This is a genomic window from Pseudoalteromonas sp. XMcav1-K (assembly GCF_044005875.1).
Taxonomy (GTDB): Bacteria; Pseudomonadota; Gammaproteobacteria; order Enterobacterales; family Alteromonadaceae; genus Pseudoalteromonas; species Pseudoalteromonas spongiae.
The window spans coordinates 1-15,369 of the sequence record NZ_JBIPJE010000034.1 but is presented as its reverse complement, the minus strand read 5'-3'; the positions used below and the strand labels follow the sequence as shown (position 1 = coordinate 15,369).

The following is a 15,369-nucleotide window of genomic DNA, read 5'->3' as shown; positions in this document are numbered from 1 at the left end:
TATCCTCCTGTGGATTTTTTAACCTCGGCATAAGAAATATCATAACTCGTCTAAAAATAAAACTAATATGTTTAGCTTTTGTTAAAAAATAATGAAGGTTTTTCGACTAGATCAAAGAAGGGTAAAACAGCTACCCGAGGGGTAGCTGTTAGGGTATTAATTTGTAAGTGTTTTTAGCAAATTCGCTGTAGATGGATCAAGCTGTTGGTAATTTTGGGACGCTATCGCATCAAGCACTTGGTTGCCAAGTTGTTTACCAAGTTCAACGCCCCACTGGTCATAACTATTAATGCCAAAAAGCACACCTTGCACAAACACTTTATGCTCATAAAACGCCAGCAACGCACCAAGTGAACGAGGCGATAAATCGTCAATTAATAACGTATTAGAACCTTTGTTGCCCGGCATTACTTTATGTGGCGCAAGTTCGTTTATTTGCTCTGGAGTCAAGCCTTGTGCTGCCAGTTCTGCTTTTGCTTGTGCCAAGCTTTTACCTTGCAATAGCGCTTGGCTTTGCCCTAGGCAATTAGCAATCATTGCTTTATGGTGTTGCTGGTAATTGGCTTCACCAACGCGTGGCAAAATAAAGTCTATCATGGCACTTTGCTTACCTTGGTGCAGTAACTGCATAAAAGAGTGCTGACAATTGGTGCCTTCAGCTCCCCATAAAATCGGACCTGATAATTCAATCGAATCACCTGCAAGATTCACGCTTTTACCGTTACTTTCCATATCAAGTTGCTGCAAGTAAGCCGGTAGGGTTTTTAGAGCGTGGCCATAGGGGAGTACTAATAAGTTATTTTCACCTAAGTACTTTTGTTGCCAGTAGCCAATTAACGCCGCAATAATAGGTAAGTTTTGATCTTCTGGTGCTGTTAAAAAATGATTATCAAGGTTTGCAGCGCCTTCAAGTAAGGCTTCAAAATTAGTTTTACCAATTTTAAGTGCTAACGGAAGAGCAATGGTCGACCAAACCGAATAGCGACCGCCAATAAAATCCCACAATGGGAAGATCATTTCTTCACTAAAACCAGCTTGCTTTGCAAGTTCTGGTTTTGCCGTTAATGCAACCCAGTGCTCAGCGATTGCTGTATTTGGCATGGTTTGCTTAAACCAGTCCATTACGGCATGCATATTAAGTTGGGTTTCAGCTGTGGTCCACGATTTTGATGCCACTACAATCAGAGTTGTTTCAGCATTTAATTTTGTCAGTGTGTGCTTAATTTGCTGCCCATCAATATTGGCAAGATAATGCACATTCACATCATTTACATGACTATCAATTAGGGCTGCTTCAAGCATTTTCGGGCCAAAAAATGAACCGCCAATACCAATGCTTATAACATCTGTTATCGTTTTTCCCGTATTGCCAACAATGGCATTTTGTTCAAAGCGAGAAACAAAATCGAGCAATCTCGCTTTTGTTGAGTTTATTTCTTGAGCCACCTCAGGCAAATGTGTTGCTAAGATTTGCGTATTGCGCAATGCAGTATGCAGTACAGCGCGTTTTTCTGTGCTGTTGATCAGCTGCCCTGTAAATTGCGCTTCACGTTTTTGCGCTAACTGCTTTAACTTAGAAACGTCAATTAAATCGTTAAGAGTGGATTTATCGATTGCTTGCTTAGCAAAGTCGAGGGTTAAACCTGCCGCGCTCAGTGTAAATTCACTTGCACGGTTAGGCTGCGCATCAAAAAGAGCCAAAATTTGGCTCTTTTTAATATTCTCAGCAGCATCTGTTAGTTGCGTGTGCAACTGCGCTAAGGTGGTCATAAACCGTTTATTCCTTATAGGTTTGCAAAACGAGTTTCAAGTTCAACTTGTGCATCGGCAAACGAGCGAATACCTTCCGCTAGTTTTTCTGTCGCCATTGCATCTTGGTTATGCTGCCAACGGAACTCGTTTTCGCTAAGTGGTGCCGGTTTTGGCAATACTTCAGTCGGTTTTTCAAGTGGGTAAACTTCAGCGTCGGTTAGCTCAGCAAGTTCAGTTAATAGCTGAGGGCTAATGGTTAAACGGTCACAGCCTGTTAACGCTAAAATTTCGCCGGTATTACGGAAGCTTGCGCCCATAACAATAGTTTCATAGCCGTGTGTTTTATAAAAGTTGTAAATGCTACGCACCGACTGAACGCCTGGATCATCAAGTGCAGATGCTGGCTTTGGCATGCCATTTTTTACGTGCCAATCTAAAATTCGGCCAACAAAGGGTGAAATTAAAAATACATTGGAATCGGCACATGCTTTGGCCTGCGCTTCAGAGAACAGTAGCGTTAAGTTACACTTAATACCTTCTTTTTCTAGCTGTTCAGCCGCTTTGATACCTTCCCAAGTTGACGCAATTTTAATTAAAATTTTGTTTGTATCAACACCCGCTTCGCGGTAAAGCGCAAGTAACGATTTAGCTTTAGCGATGGTCGCTTCAGTATTAAATGATAAGCGCGCGTCTACTTCTGTTGAAATGTAACCAGGTACAACTTCGCTAATTTCTTTGCCAAGCAATACTGAAAAATAATCACATGCAAGTGCGACTTGTTTTGCAGCGTCGGCTTCGTTTGCTTTTGCATATGCAAGTGCTTCTGCTAGCAACGGCTGGTATGCCTCAATTTCACTGGCTTTTAGAAGTAGTGATGGGTTGGTTGTTGCGTCTTGCGGTTGGTGTGCTTTAATAGCTGCAATATCACCGGTATCGGCAACAATCGTTGATTGGGCTTTTAAAGCCGCTAAAATTTGTGTCATGGTTTACCTCATTCCTAATATCAAGGTAATAAAAATAGCGTGTTAGCTAAGTTTAGCTTAAAGATGAATCATTAAAGCTAGATGACAAGTATTTGGGAAAGGTCAAATGTCCGTAACACAGGGTTTACGCTACTCCTAGCGAAGAAAAATCCATCGAATGCTAACTAACAGGTGATTTTTATTACAAGAAGTGTTGAAATTACCTTAATACAACGACAAGTCAATAGTAATTATGATCACAGTAATATCACCTGCTAAAAATTTAGACTACGAAACACCTGCACCGAGTAAAAACCATACACAACCTGAGCTATTAGCGCACAGCAAAGAGCTTATTGAGGTATGTCGCGAACTATCAGCACAAGATCTTTCAAGCTTAATGAAAATTAGCGATAAGCTAGCGGGTTTAAACGTGGCGCGTTTTACCGAGTGGCAAACGCCATTCAATGATAGTAACGCCAAACAAGCTATTTATGCGTTTAATGGTGATGTTTATGTAGGTCTAGATGCCGCAACGCTAAGCGAAAAAGCATTGAATTACGCACAAGGTCATTTACGCATTTTGTCAGGTTTATACGGTATTCTAAAACCGCTTGATTTAATGATGGCGTATCGTCTTGAAATGGGCACGAAACTGACGAATCCACGTGGCGCTAATTTATATCAATTTTGGGGTAGTATCATTGCTGAAAAGCTGAATGAAGTATTTGCTGAACAAAATACCAATACGCTCGTCAATTTAGCGTCGAACGAATATTTTAAAGCGGTGGATAAAAAAGCACTTAACGGTGAAATTATTACACCTGTATTTAAAGACTGTAAAAATGGTCAATATAAAGTAATTAGCTTTTATGCGAAAAAAGCGCGTGGCTTAATGGCACGTTACATTATGGAACAACAAGTAACGAACATGGAGCAATTATTGGCGTTTGACAGCGTGGGTTACTATTACAGCGAAGAGCACACGAAAAAAGCCAATGAACCTGTGTTTTTACGCGCAGAGCAAGTTTAATCAGTACCTGATACAACTTGGTTGCGGCCTTGTTGCTTGGCTTGATAGAGACGTTTATCAGCGATATCGATTAACGTCTCTAGCTTTTTCACGTTAGCTGAGTATTCAGCTATACCAATCGAGACGGTCATATTAAATACTGCGTTTGATAAATGCAGTTCGGTATTTTCTAATTGTACGCGCAGTGACTCGGCTTTACTGTAAGCTGAAGGTGTTGCTATATGCGGCAGTAATATAATAAATTCTTCACCGCCCCAACGTGCGAATAAGTCGGATTCGCGACAGTTACTTTGTATCAGATTACAAAATTCAACGAGTGCCAAATCACCCACATTGTGACCATATTGGTCGTTAATCTTTTTAAAATGATCAATATCTAATATTAAAATGCAAAACCGTGGGTTATCGCTTTGTATTATTTCATTTGCCTTATCAATAAAATAGCGACGAGTATAAGCGCCTGTTAGCGGGTCGGTGGTGGCAAGTTTTAATAGCGTATTATTTTGTGCTTCTTGTTTTTCAAGCCATAGTTTGATGCCAAACACAATCAACAACAAACCTATAATTTGAAAAAGATCTTCACTAACGATAGTGATGACTTTTGGAAAGATAACCAATTCATCAAGTGCATCGACACAAATGGCAACTAACAAAATTGAAAAACCTGTAAAAAGCATGTTGTTTGAACGTTCGCTTTTTCGAAAGTTATTCAAATTGAAAATACAAACAAGCACCGCACTCGCCATAATAAATTCAGATGCAAAACTAATTACATCTACGTTAGCGACAGCTGGGAATAACCAATACGAGACAAAGGGCAGTAAAATAAACAGTGCTAGTATATAAACCGACATCTTAGAACTACATTATTTTGTTAGTACCACAAGTATTGACCGTTCAAGTCGTATTAACAAGTTACGCGCTATAGTGCGGTTTGGTTTAGTTCAAGCTTATTTGCCAGTTGGTGATAAAGTGTAAGGTGGCTTGGCAGTAGTTTAGTAAATCTAACTTTAGTTAAGTGCTGCTTAGCAGCTTCTACCTCTCCAAGTGCGGTGTTTATTTCGGCTAAACGCAGTTGGAAAATAGAATAGTTGGGGCTTTCTTCACTGTTAAAATTGCTTATCGCATCGCGATATGTTTCGTTTGCAAGTTGTAATTGACCAACCAATTGATAGGTGCGGGCTAAGTTGCCACTTGCCATGGTAAGGTTATCGTTAAACCCAAGTTTACGAGCCCAAAATAGCGCGCTTTTTCTGTGCGGGATTGATTCGAGTAGCTGACCTTGCGAGTACAAAGCATTTGCTAAGTTGCCGTAAATTTCGTGTTGTAATTTAGCATCTTTACTTTTTCGGTATTGTTGAGCTAAGCGGTTGAGCATTTGTGTAGCTGTATCTTTGTCGCCAAATACCATCTCCAAATTGGCAATTTCAACCATACGCAATGGGTTTGGAAAGCTCTCAGATGTCGCACTAACCAATTTAAGCGCTTGCTGTGCATATTCTTTGGCTTTTATTTTTTCATTATAAATATCAAACGCTTTAGCGGCATAAAAATAGAGCTGAGTTTGAAATGTAACAGGGTGAGTGTGGCCTGAATTTAAATATTGCTCTGTAAGATTTCTTAGCGGCTTTAGATTGGTAGTTTCATACAGCAAATCTAAGTAATGGGCCGTAATAAAATACCAATCGGTACTGTAGCGCGCATACTCACTTTGTTGCTTAAGCAACTTTGCGCTGCAATCGGGTGCTGATAAGTTGGGACACACATCTTCAAAGTTATGTAGGTTATCGGCAGCCTTTGCACTTGTACAAAGTAGCCATATACCCATTAAAGTAAAATATCGAATTTTCATTATTATTATAATTTAGCCATCTTAGTGCCAATAAACCTGGCTTTAGCCGTTATTTTAGAAACTAGTTTAATTCAATTCAAATCTTTGTGATGTGCTTAGTGTTATCGCAAGCTGATTGTTTTTTGTATTACTTTATGGATAATGTATACAAAAATGAAATACTGTTTAGAATGAAAACTTTACTCGCTGTTTTTCTTGTTGTTTGTTGTAGTTTAAAGGCATCACCACTTTCACAATTAAATCGTGAAGGCGCACCACAAAGCGCTAAATATTACGATAGCTATGGTAATCAGCAAGCAAACCCATTATTTGATCTTGGTAGCTGGCATGGATTTTTACAACCAAAGCACGAAAATGCTGGCAGCTTTGCGGGGCCTGCTATTGTTTTTGAAGAATACACCCTTTATTTTGCTGAATATGTTGAGATGCTATCGATTGCTGTTGATGGTGGTGAATATCAACGTCTCTCGGCTTTACCTAGTACCATTTCAAGTGGGCTTGGATATTACAAGCAAACCTTTACCACAAACACATTTAGCATAGATGTTTACTTAAGTTTTGTATCAACGCGTAGCAGTGTAATTGATACACACATTACTAATTTAACCGAAAAGCCGCTTAATCTTTCACTAAAGTGGCAAGGGCAACTTACAAAGCATTGGAAAAGCGACGATGACGATTACACTTGGCAAGTAACACCACAAGTTTCTAGCCAAGCTATTGCATGGCAATTTGACCAAACTCGCGATACGTGGCACAAACTTAATGACAGCACCGCGCGATTTAAAATAGCCCGGTCTATTGCTTCTAAATCAGCTTTTAATCCTGTTGAACAAAGCTACAGAAGTACAAGTGGTTTAACGGTTTTACCTGCAAACTCTCGATTGCTGACCACAGTGCTCAGCTATACTCACAATCAGCACGAAAGCGATAGCGAAGATGTAAAAATAAGTGCTTGGTTGAACAGCAAAAAGCCCGCTTATTTGAATGCGAAAACCAGGTGGCAGTCACTGGCAAATAAACTATCAAATCAGCACAGTGAACAAGCAAAAAGGTTAGCAATAAAGTCGCTAGAAACCTTAGTTGGCAACTGGCGTAGCCCTGCAGGGGCAATTAAACATAATGGCATAACCCCATCGGTGACTGCCCGCTGGTTTAATGGCATTTGGGCGTGGGACAGTTGGAAGCATGCCTATGCACTTGCAGAGGTGATGCCCGAACTTGCTAAAGATAACGTACGCGCCATGTTTGATTATCAAATAATGCACAAAGATACACTTCGTCAGCAAGATGCGGGCATGGTGATTGATGCGGTGTTTTACAACTACTCAAAAGCGCGCGGGGGCGATGGCGGTAATTGGAATGAGCGTAATACTAAGCCGCCACTGGCATCTTGGGTAGTTTGGCAAATTGTGTCAAAAACCAATGATGAAGCGTTTTTGGCTGAAATGTATCCCAAATTAAAAGCGTATCATGAGTGGTGGTATTTAAACCGCGATCATAATGGCAATGGTTTAATTGAATATGGCGGTACGGTTGATGATACACATACCACAAAAGAGGGGGAGATGCGTTTCTCAGTGCAAGCAACTGCGCAATTGGCTGTTTTGGCATCGTGCAAAAAAGGGAAAGATAATTGGTATTCGTGCAGTGGCAATCAGTTGTATTTAAGTTTACTCGATAACCCTCAAATAAATGCGTTTGATATCCCTGTGCAACATGCTGCAGGCTGGGAATCAGGTATGGATAATGCGGCGCGTTTTGGTTTTATTTCAAATGAACAGTTTAAAGAATATGCTAATCAAACTTATCAAGGGAATATGGCAAAAGCCAAGGCTGATTGGCAGGTTAAGATTTTTGAAAATGTACGTGATGGTCAATTGGTTGGCTACTCAATTAATCAAGAATCTGTAGAGCTTAATAGCTACCTCGCGATGGAAAAACGCCAACTTGCGCAAATGGCAAAACGATTAGGTAACAACCAAGATGCACAAAAATACCAAGCAGAATATCAAACTTTAAAAGCACGTATTGATGCGTGTTTTTACGATAGCAAAACCGGTTTTTATTATGACTTAGCCATTGAAAATGTTCCGCAGTCTAAGAGTGAATGTAAAGGTAAGCTATTGGTGCATCGTGGCAAAGGCCCTGAAGGTTGGGCGCCGTTATTTAGCCAAGTGGCAAGTGACAAAAATGCTAAAAGCGTTATTAATACCATGCTGAATAAACACGAGTTTAATACCCATGTGCCATTTCCTACCGCAGCTATTACAAACCCCGCATTTGGCGCAGATGTTTATTGGCGCGGCAGAGTATGGCTTGATCAAGTGTATTTTGCGCTAAGTGCGCTAAGTCATTACGGCTATAAAAAGGACGCGCAACAGCTTTTAAAAAAGCTGATTAGTAATAGTAAAGGCCTTAGCGAAAAAGACAGTATTCGTGAAAACTACCACCCTTTTACTGGTGAGCAACAAGGTGCAACTAACTTTAGTTGGAGCGCTGCTCATTTAATGATGATGTTGGATGAAATTGGATTGCCTGAAAGTTCGCAGGTACAACACTAAAAATATACTTGTCCAGTTTTCGGTTGAGTGAAATATTAGCCTTGGTTACGCTTGGCTAAAATCACTAAATGATTGGCTTTATGAAAATCACCCAACCTGAAAAAATTAACGAGTATTACCAAGCATTGGTAGATAAAAACAGTCAATATCTTGGCTGTTTTTATGCCTGTGTTACCAGCACACAGATTTTTTGTATCGCGACTTGCAGTGCGCGCAAACCAAAAAAAGAAAATGTCGAGTTTTGCTCAGAGGTAAAAGATGCCCTTGATGCGGGCTTTCGCCCGTGCAAAGTGTGTAAGCCAACACAAAATGCCCATTCAATGCCAGAGCCAGTGGCAACAGCATTAAAATTGCTAGCGCAAAAAGGCCAAGAAAAACTTTCAGACTACCATTTAAAAGAAGCGGGCATTCAACCTGAGCTGGTAAGGCGTTGGTTTAAAAAACACTATGGCATGACGTTTCAAGCTTATCAGCGCATGGTGCGTATAAATACTGCCTATCAAGAAATTCAAAATGGCAAGCAACTGATTGATTCGGCGCTTGATTCGGGTTTTAACTCACTAAGCGGATTTGCCTACACTTTTAAAAAAGCCACAGGCCTTAACCCAAGTAAAAGTAAAGAGAAGCAAGTTATCTTAATTGCGCGCCACACTACACCCATTGGCCCAATGTTTATATGCGCAACCAATAGCGGTGTATGTCTTGTCGAGTTTGTTGATAGACGCATGTTAGAAACGGAATTTAACGATTTACAAAAGCGTCTAAATGCAGTGATTTTACAAGGCGAGAATGATCACATTAAGCAGTGTAAGTCAGAGCTCAATGAATATTTTACGGGTATGCGTAAAGAGTTTAGCATTCCCCTAGATTTACCTGGAACCGAATTTCAACAAGGTGTATGGCAAGGGTTACAAACTATTCCATTTGGCGAAACACGCAGTTATTCAGAGCAAGCAACTGCACTCAATAATGCGAAAGCGGTGCGCGCTGTCGCCACTGCAAATGGTATGAATCGGGTTGCGATTATTGTGCCGTGTCATCGTGTGATTGGTAAGGATGGCTCACTGACTGGCTACGGCGGTGGCTTAGAGCGAAAAGCGTGGCTATTACGTCACGAAGGGGCTGAATTTAAAGAATAAAAAAGCGGTGATAACACCGCTCTTGTAAAGCTACTTCTTTTTCGCTTTTTTCTTGGCTTTCTTTTTGGCCTTCATTTTTTCTGGGTCTTTTTTCTTTTTCGCTGGCAATTTCGCTTCTTTATGTTTTGGCTCTAAGCCTTTAATTGTGCGGCGCTTAAGTTTTTGCTCGGTGTAGCGCTCAACTTTTGCCAAAATTTCCACATCATGCGCTTCAATAAATGAAATCGCTGTGCCTTTTTTACCAGCACGGCCTGTACGGCCAATACGGTGTACGTAAATGTCGGCAGTGCGCGGCATATCAAAGTTAATAACGTGGCTAATATCAGCCACATCAATACCACGTGCGGCAACGTCGGTCGCAATGAGTACCTTAGTGCGGCCAGTATCGAAGCTTTTTAGTGCTGCTAGGCGTTTATCCTGAGGCATTTCACCACGCAACCACGTGGTTTTAATGTCTTTCGCGAATAACTCGCCAACTAGCTGCTCTAAACGTTCACGTGTTTTAACAAACACAATGGCCTTTTCAACTTCTTCCGATTTTAAAATCGCTTCAAGTTGTTCCACTTTATGTTCGCGGTTATCTGACAAATGCACCCACTGGTGGATTTTGCCTTTTTCGCGGCGTGATGGCGTTGCTTCTAAAAGTGCTGGATCATTTAGAATGCGCTCTGCAAATAGCTCAACGCTGTCGCCCTCTAGTGTGGCTGAGAATAAAAAGCACTGTTTACGGTTTTTTGCTTCGTCGCAAATACGTAGCATTTCTTTACGAAAGCCCATGTCTAACATGCGGTCGGCTTCATCAAGAATAAGTACTTCAACATCTTCTGCGTGGAAGTTTTCTGAATTTAAGTAATCCATTAAACGACCAGGTGTAGCAATCAGAATGTCGTTATTTTTTTCAAAAATCTCTTTATGGCTACCGTAGTTAATACCACCTGTTACCACACCAATTTTAAGGTGAGTTTGCGCGGCAAGGGCATTTGCTTGTTCATACACTTGATAGGCCAGTTCACGTGTTGGTGTCATTATGAGTACGCGCGCAAAACCTGGATTACGTCTTGGGAAATCAATCAGATATTGCATTGCACCAAGTAAAAACGCTGCGGTTTTACCTGTACCGGTTGGTGAACTTGCTAAAATATCGCGACCTTTCATCGCTGCAGGAATAGCGAGCGATTGAATGCTAGTCGGTTTATCAAAACCCATTTTTTCAATGGCGTTTAATAATTTGGGATCAAGATCTAGGTCAGCAAAGTGCATAAGGAAATAAACATAAAGGAAAATTAGCTGTATTATACACCGAATGAGGCAATAGGGCAGAGGGCATTTTACCGCAATGTCGGGTTTTACGTTTAAGCAGTTTCATATTAACCACGATAAATGTGCGATGAAAGTGGGCACTGATGGCATTTTGTTGGGCGCTTGGGCACCTCTTGAGGGGGTTAGTACAGCGCTAGATATTGGCACAGGTACGGGGCTAATTGCCTTAATGCTTAAGCAGCGTGCGCCTAGTTTAGTTATCACAGCTGTTGAAATTGATAATGATGCATTTTTACAAGCGAAAGAGAATATTTCAGCTTCACCTTGGCAAGACGTGAACTTGTGGCAAGGTGACATCAATAAATTTCAAGTAAATACAGCATTTGATCTAATTGTTTCAAATCCGCCATTTTTTAATGACTCACTTAAAAGCGACAATGCACAGCGAATGGCGGCACGTCATACGGATGGTTTATCGTTTGACAGTTTATGTGCTAAAGCGGCAAGTTTATTAAGCGAAAAGGGGCGGTTTTGTGTGGTATTACCAACAACCGAGTTAAGCCGATTTGAAAGTGCCGCAGATAACGCTAATTTGAAAATTACAAAAAAGCTGTGGGTATTTACTAGTAAAAAGAAAGCAGCAAAACGCGTATTGTTGTGTTTAGCGCATAATGATGAGTTGCAAACGCTAGTTGAAGAAGAATTGATTATTCATGCTGAGAGTGGGGCGTACAGCACAGCGTATAAACAACTGTGCCGTGATTTCTATTTGGACTTTTGAGGAAAGAAGCTAGAGCGTTTCAGCGTATTCTGTCATTACTTGTTCAACCCAAGTAGCAATGCGCTCATCACTTTTCTCGTATTGGCTGTCTTCATCCAGTGCCAAGCCAACAAATTGTGTGCCATCTTCGGTTAATGCTTTTGATGCTTCAAATTCGTAATCATCTGAATTAGGCCAGTAGCCTAAAAAGGTCACGCCTTGTGGTTTAATTTTGTCGTGCAGCATGCCTAACGCATCTTGAAACCATTGGCCATAGCCTTGCTGATCCCCCATGCCAAACAGGGCAATGGTTTTACCGCGTAAGTTAACCGACTCAATGTCGTCCCAAATTGATTCCCAATCTTCTTGTAACTCGCCAAAGTCCCAAGTAGAAATACCAAATATTAAGAAATCGAATTCTTCAGCGTTTTTCAGTGGCTCGTCTTTAATATTGTGAAGTGAAATGATGTCTTCACCGATAATTTGCTGAATTTTTTCTGCAGCCATTTCGGTGTAACAGGTTGTAGAGCCAAAAAATAAACCAATTTTCATATTAAATTTGTGCGTTGCCGAGAGCTTGATATGATAGGCGCTAGTTTACCTTAACCTATGTGTTATTTATACATTGAGAGAAAAACAAACCCCAAGTGTTGAAAATAGTCAAAAGATAGAGCAGTTTTTAGATGCTCTATGGCTTGAGCAAGGTCTAAGTGAAAATACCTTGGCGGCTTATCGTAGTGACTTAAATAAGTTTGCGATTTTTATTGCGAAAACATCACTTTTTGATGTTGATGAAAGCATTATTCTCGATTATTTAGCATACCGCCGAGAAAAAGGGTTTACAGCGCGCAGCACGGCTCGGGCGCAAAGTGCGTTAAAGCGCTTTTATTTGTATTTTATTGGCTTGAAAAAACTCTCCAGCTCACCGCTTGCCCATATTGAGCAGCCAAAGCTCGGTCAGTCATTACCTAAAACCTTAACTGAACAAGAAGTTGAAGCCTTACTTGATGCACCTAATCTCGAAGAACCCATTGAGCTAAGAGATAAAGCCATGCTTGAACTTTTGTATGCAACAGGGCTTCGCGTAAGTGAATTAGTTAGCCTGCGCATGGAGCAAATTAATTTGCGCCAAGCTGTGGTATTTGTTAAAGGTAAAGGAAATAAAGAACGTTTAGTTCCAATGGGGGAAGTGGCGCTTGAGTATATTGAAGCGTTTATCAAGTTAGCACGTCCGCAATTAATTAAACACGCGACTGATTTTGTTTTTCCGTCAAAACGCGGCATTGGCATGACACGGCAGACCTTTTGGCATCGCATTAAACACTATGCATTAGTTGCGAATATTCAAACGGAATTATCGCCACACACCTTACGTCATGCATTTGCCACACATTTGATCAATCATGGTGCTGATTTACGTGTTGTACAAATGATGTTAGGCCATAGTGACTTATCGACCACACAGATTTATACTCATGTAGCAAAAGAAAGGTTAAAATCCATTCATCAGACGCATCATCCAAGAGCTTGATGACAAAATACGGAATTTTATGTGGCTTAATACGGTCTAAATATTTATAAGCCCCAGTATTTAAAAAAGAGATAGCAAATGAAAAAACTAGCAATCGCAGCTGCTTTGTTGAGTGCGGCATTTAATATTTCAGCAAATGGTGTCGCAGCAGCGAGTGTTGATCCAATCGAAGCGAAAATCATAGCGGAATTTGAAAAAATCGGTCTACAAGCAAGTGGTGTAGCAGAAACACCTGTAAAAGGTTTGTATGAAGTGTTAACCAATCGCGGCGTGTTATACAGCACGGCTGATGGTAAGTATTTACTGCAAGGTACGTTACTTGATTTAGAAAATAAAGAAAACCTAACGGAAGTTGCACTAGGTAATTTGCGTGTAGAAGGGGTAAAACAATTTGCTGATTCAATGATTGTTTACCCAGCTAAAAACGAAAAGCACAAGGTAACAATTTTTACAGATATTACTTGTGGTTACTGTCGTAAATTACACCGCGAGCTGGATGATTACCTAGACGCAGGTATTACGGTGCAATACTTAGCCTATCCTCGTGCAGGTATTCCAAGTAAAGGTTTTGACGACTTACAAGATATTTGGTGCGCAAAAGATGCGGCTAAAGCACTTACTGACGCAAAAGCGGGTGATGACGTAGTAGACGTAGCAGCCTGTGATGCACCGGTGAAAGAACAGTTTGAAATGGGTCAAAGCTTTGGTATTACTGGTACACCAGCAATCATTTTAGAAGATGGCACGCTTATTCCTGGTTACCAGCCAGCGGCGCAGTTAAAGCAAATTCTTGATAGCAAAAAAGGTTAAGGTAACTTTTTTAGCGAATTAGGGCCGTTAAGGCCCTTTTTAGTCTGAGATTAATAAAAAACGGTTCATGCAAAAAACTATTCAAACACGTGCACGCGTTGACGACAGTCATTTAGACGCCTCTCTTCATCCTGTAATTAAACAAATTTATGCTTCTCGTGGCATCAAAGCCAATACTGAACTTGATAATGGCGCGGCGTCGCTACTTGATTTTCGCTTGTTAAAAGACATTGATGTTGCAGCAAATATCTTAATTAATGGGCTGCAAAACCACGCCAAAATTTTAATTGTCGGTGACTTTGATGCTGATGGTGCAACCAGTACTGCGGTGTTAATGGAAGGCCTGCCAATGTTTGGCTTTCAACATGTTGATTACCTAGTGCCAAACCGTTTTAACTTAGGCTATGGCTTAAGCCCGCAACTTGCAGAACAAGTGGTGCAAATCAAACCGGATATTTTAATTACGGTTGATAACGGTATTTCTTGCTTGCAGGGTGTTGAAATTTGTAAGCAAGCTGGCATTCAAGTGATTGTTACCGATCATCACTTGCAAGGTGAACAGCTACCGAATGCCGATGCGATTGTTAATCCAAACCGCTTTGATTGTCAGTTTCCATCAAAAGCATTGGCGGGATGCGGTGTTGCGTTTTACTTGCTGGTGGCACTTCGTCACATGTTACGAGAGCAAAATTATTTTGAAAACTCCGGTTTAGCGCAACCTAATTTGGCGAGTCTTTTGGATATTGTTGCACTGGGTACTGTGGCCGATGTGGTGCCGCTCGATGCTAATAACCGCACCTTGGTTTATCAAGGTTTAGCGCGTATTCGTGCAGGGCGCACCCGCCCCGGTATTTTGGCGCTTATCGAGGTTGCCAACCGAAATAGTTATCGCCTGCAAGCCAGTGACTTTGGCTTTGCTATTGCGCCAAGGCTTAATGCGGCAGGGCGCTTAGATGATATGAGTTTAGGTATCGCTTGTTTACTGAGTCAGGATGGCAATCAGGCAAGACGCATTGCCGCGGAACTTGATGGATTAAACCAAGAACGCCGTGAAATCGAGCAAAGTATGCAAGTTGAAGCTAACGCAGTGCTAGAACGCTTAGTGTCACAATCACAAGAAATTCCAGATGCTGTGTGTCTATATCAAGACGATTGGCACCAAGGTGTTATCGGTATTTTGGCGGGGCGTTTAAAAGAGCAATATCACCGCCCCACAGTGATTTTCGCACAGGGTGAAAATGGTGAAATAAAAGGCAGTTGCCGCTCGATTCCAGGGCTCCACATGCGTGATTTGTTGGAGTCAATTTCAACAAAACACCCAGATTTAATTTTAAAATTTGGTGGCCATGCCATGGCGGCGGGGTTATCAATTTTAGAAAGCGACTTTGCGCGTTTTAAACAAGTGTACACAGATGCGGTGGCAAATTCGCTAGCCGAAGAAGATAAGCACGCGGTGCTATTAACTGATGGTAATTTGCCAGCTGATTGTTTTAACTTGAATTTCGCCAACCAACTTAAGCAAGCAGGGCCCTTTGGTCAAAGCTTTCCTGAGCCGCTATTTGATGATGTTTTTTATGTTATTCAACAGCGTATGGTGGGCGAAAAACATTTAAAATTAGTATTACGACATGCGTCGGGTTTAGATGTTGACGCGATAGCCTTTAATGTTGATTTAAGAGCGTGGCCAAATACCGCAGCCGAAAAAG

The 15,369-nt window shown here is 41.1% G+C and carries 13 protein-coding genes; 7 read left to right on the top strand and 6 right to left on the bottom strand.

What is annotated here, in order from left to right:
• Positions 1–156: 156 nt before the first annotated feature.
• Positions 157–1,770 (bottom strand): glucose-6-phosphate isomerase, encoded by a 1,614-nt coding sequence (gene pgi / locus ACHSBP_RS06115; protein ID WP_395388370.1) that lies wholly within the window; start codon positions 1,768–1,770, stop codon positions 157–159.
• A 14-nt stretch (positions 1,771–1,784) separates the two neighbouring features.
• Complete coding sequence (gene tal, locus ACHSBP_RS06110; protein WP_395388369.1) at positions 1,785–2,735, bottom strand: transaldolase; 951 nt, start codon at positions 2,733–2,735, stop codon at positions 1,785–1,787.
• A gap of 232 nt (positions 2,736–2,967) precedes the next feature.
• Here tal and yaaA point away from each other — a divergent pair, with 232 nt between their 5' ends.
• Positions 2,968–3,747 (top strand): peroxide stress protein YaaA, encoded by a 780-nt coding sequence (gene yaaA, locus ACHSBP_RS06105; RefSeq protein WP_395388368.1) that lies wholly within the window; start codon positions 2,968–2,970, stop codon positions 3,745–3,747.
• On the opposite strand, the gene ACHSBP_RS06100 is transcribed toward yaaA, so the two are convergent.
• Together ACHSBP_RS06100 and ACHSBP_RS06095 are read right to left on the bottom strand one after the other, a co-directional pair.
• Positions 3,744–4,601 (bottom strand): GGDEF domain-containing protein, encoded by an 858-nt coding sequence (locus ACHSBP_RS06100; RefSeq protein WP_395388367.1) that lies wholly within the window; start codon positions 4,599–4,601, stop codon positions 3,744–3,746. The two genes, yaaA and ACHSBP_RS06100, sit on opposite strands and share 4 nt — an antisense overlap.
• 68 nt (positions 4,602–4,669) lie before the next feature.
• Positions 4,670–5,599 carry a tetratricopeptide repeat protein gene (locus ACHSBP_RS06095; RefSeq protein ID WP_395388366.1) on the bottom strand — a complete coding sequence of 310 codons (930 nt, stop codon included), beginning with the start codon at positions 5,597–5,599 and terminating at the stop codon, positions 4,670–4,672.
• Positions 5,600–5,769: 170 nt separating this feature from the next.
• Between ACHSBP_RS06095 and ygjK the strand changes: the two genes are divergently transcribed.
• The gene (ygjK, locus tag ACHSBP_RS06090) at positions 5,770–8,163 is read left to right on the top strand and encodes an alpha-glucosidase (protein WP_395388365.1); all 2,394 of its coding nucleotides are present in this window, start codon (positions 5,770–5,772) and stop codon (positions 8,161–8,163) included.
• A gap of 80 nt (positions 8,164–8,243) precedes the next feature.
• Positions 8,244–9,302, top strand: coding sequence for a bifunctional transcriptional activator/DNA repair enzyme AdaA (locus ACHSBP_RS06085; RefSeq protein WP_395388364.1), 1,059 nt, complete (start codon positions 8,244–8,246; stop codon positions 9,300–9,302).
• Between the two features lie 30 nt (positions 9,303–9,332).
• Here the strand turns inward: ACHSBP_RS06085 and srmB are convergent, their stop codons facing one another.
• Positions 9,333–10,562 carry an ATP-dependent RNA helicase SrmB gene (gene srmB, locus ACHSBP_RS06080; protein ID WP_395388363.1) on the bottom strand — a complete coding sequence of 410 codons (1,230 nt, stop codon included), beginning with the start codon at positions 10,560–10,562 and terminating at the stop codon, positions 9,333–9,335.
• A 76-nt stretch (positions 10,563–10,638) separates the two neighbouring features.
• On the opposite strand from srmB, the gene ACHSBP_RS06075 reads away from it, so the two are divergent.
• On the top strand, positions 10,639–11,343 hold the full coding sequence (locus ACHSBP_RS06075) for a tRNA1(Val) (adenine(37)-N6)-methyltransferase (protein WP_395388362.1): 705 nt from the start codon (positions 10,639–10,641) through the stop codon (positions 11,341–11,343).
• A 9-nt stretch (positions 11,344–11,352) separates the two neighbouring features.
• On the opposite strand, the gene fldB is transcribed toward ACHSBP_RS06075, so the two are convergent.
• The gene (fldB, locus tag ACHSBP_RS06070; RefSeq protein WP_395388361.1) at positions 11,353–11,874 is read right to left on the bottom strand and encodes a flavodoxin FldB; all 522 of its coding nucleotides are present in this window, start codon (positions 11,872–11,874) and stop codon (positions 11,353–11,355) included.
• A 73-nt stretch (positions 11,875–11,947) separates the two neighbouring features.
• Here fldB and xerD point away from each other — a divergent pair, with 73 nt between their 5' ends.
• The 3 genes from xerD to recJ all read left to right on the top strand — a co-directional run.
• Entirely contained in the window at positions 11,948–12,853 is a 906-nt protein-coding gene (xerD, locus tag ACHSBP_RS06065; protein ID WP_395388360.1) for a site-specific tyrosine recombinase XerD, read from the top strand.
• A 78-nt stretch (positions 12,854–12,931) separates the two neighbouring features.
• Positions 12,932–13,663, top strand: coding sequence for a bifunctional protein-disulfide isomerase/oxidoreductase DsbC (gene dsbC, locus ACHSBP_RS06060; RefSeq protein ID WP_010560795.1), 732 nt, complete (start codon positions 12,932–12,934; stop codon positions 13,661–13,663).
• Positions 13,664–13,730: 67 nt separating this feature from the next.
• Positions 13,731–15,369, top strand: a 1,639-nt coding sequence (recJ, locus tag ACHSBP_RS06055; RefSeq protein WP_395388359.1) for a single-stranded-DNA-specific exonuclease RecJ, incomplete at its 3' end; no start/stop codon positions are given.

What these genes read in the sequence shown, in the direction of transcription:
- srmB (WP_395388363.1), bottom strand. Translation starts at nt 10,562, where the DNA reads ATGCACTTTGCTGACCTAGATCTTGATCCCAAATTATTAAACGCCATT.
- ACHSBP_RS06085 (WP_395388364.1), top strand. Translation starts at nt 8,244, where the DNA reads ATGAAAATCACCCAACCTGAAAAAATTAACGAGTATTACCAAGCATTG.
- dsbC (WP_010560795.1), top strand. Translation starts at nt 12,932, where the DNA reads ATGAAAAAACTAGCAATCGCAGCTGCTTTGTTGAGTGCGGCATTTAAT.
- tal (WP_395388369.1), bottom strand. Translation starts at nt 2,735, where the DNA reads ATGACACAAATTTTAGCGGCTTTAAAAGCCCAATCAACGATTGTTGCC.
- ACHSBP_RS06075 (WP_395388362.1), top strand. Translation starts at nt 10,639, where the DNA reads ATGTCGGGTTTTACGTTTAAGCAGTTTCATATTAACCACGATAAATGT.
- yaaA (WP_395388368.1), top strand. Translation starts at nt 2,968, where the DNA reads ATGATCACAGTAATATCACCTGCTAAAAATTTAGACTACGAAACACCT.
- ACHSBP_RS06095 (WP_395388366.1), bottom strand. Translation starts at nt 5,599, where the DNA reads ATGAAAATTCGATATTTTACTTTAATGGGTATATGGCTACTTTGTACA.
- ygjK (WP_395388365.1), top strand. Translation starts at nt 5,770, where the DNA reads ATGAAAACTTTACTCGCTGTTTTTCTTGTTGTTTGTTGTAGTTTAAAG.
- ACHSBP_RS06100 (WP_395388367.1), bottom strand. Translation starts at nt 4,601, where the DNA reads ATGTCGGTTTATATACTAGCACTGTTTATTTTACTGCCCTTTGTCTCG.
- fldB (WP_395388361.1), bottom strand. Translation starts at nt 11,874, where the DNA reads ATGAAAATTGGTTTATTTTTTGGCTCTACAACCTGTTACACCGAAATG.
- pgi (WP_395388370.1), bottom strand. Translation starts at nt 1,770, where the DNA reads ATGACCACCTTAGCGCAGTTGCACACGCAACTAACAGATGCTGCTGAG.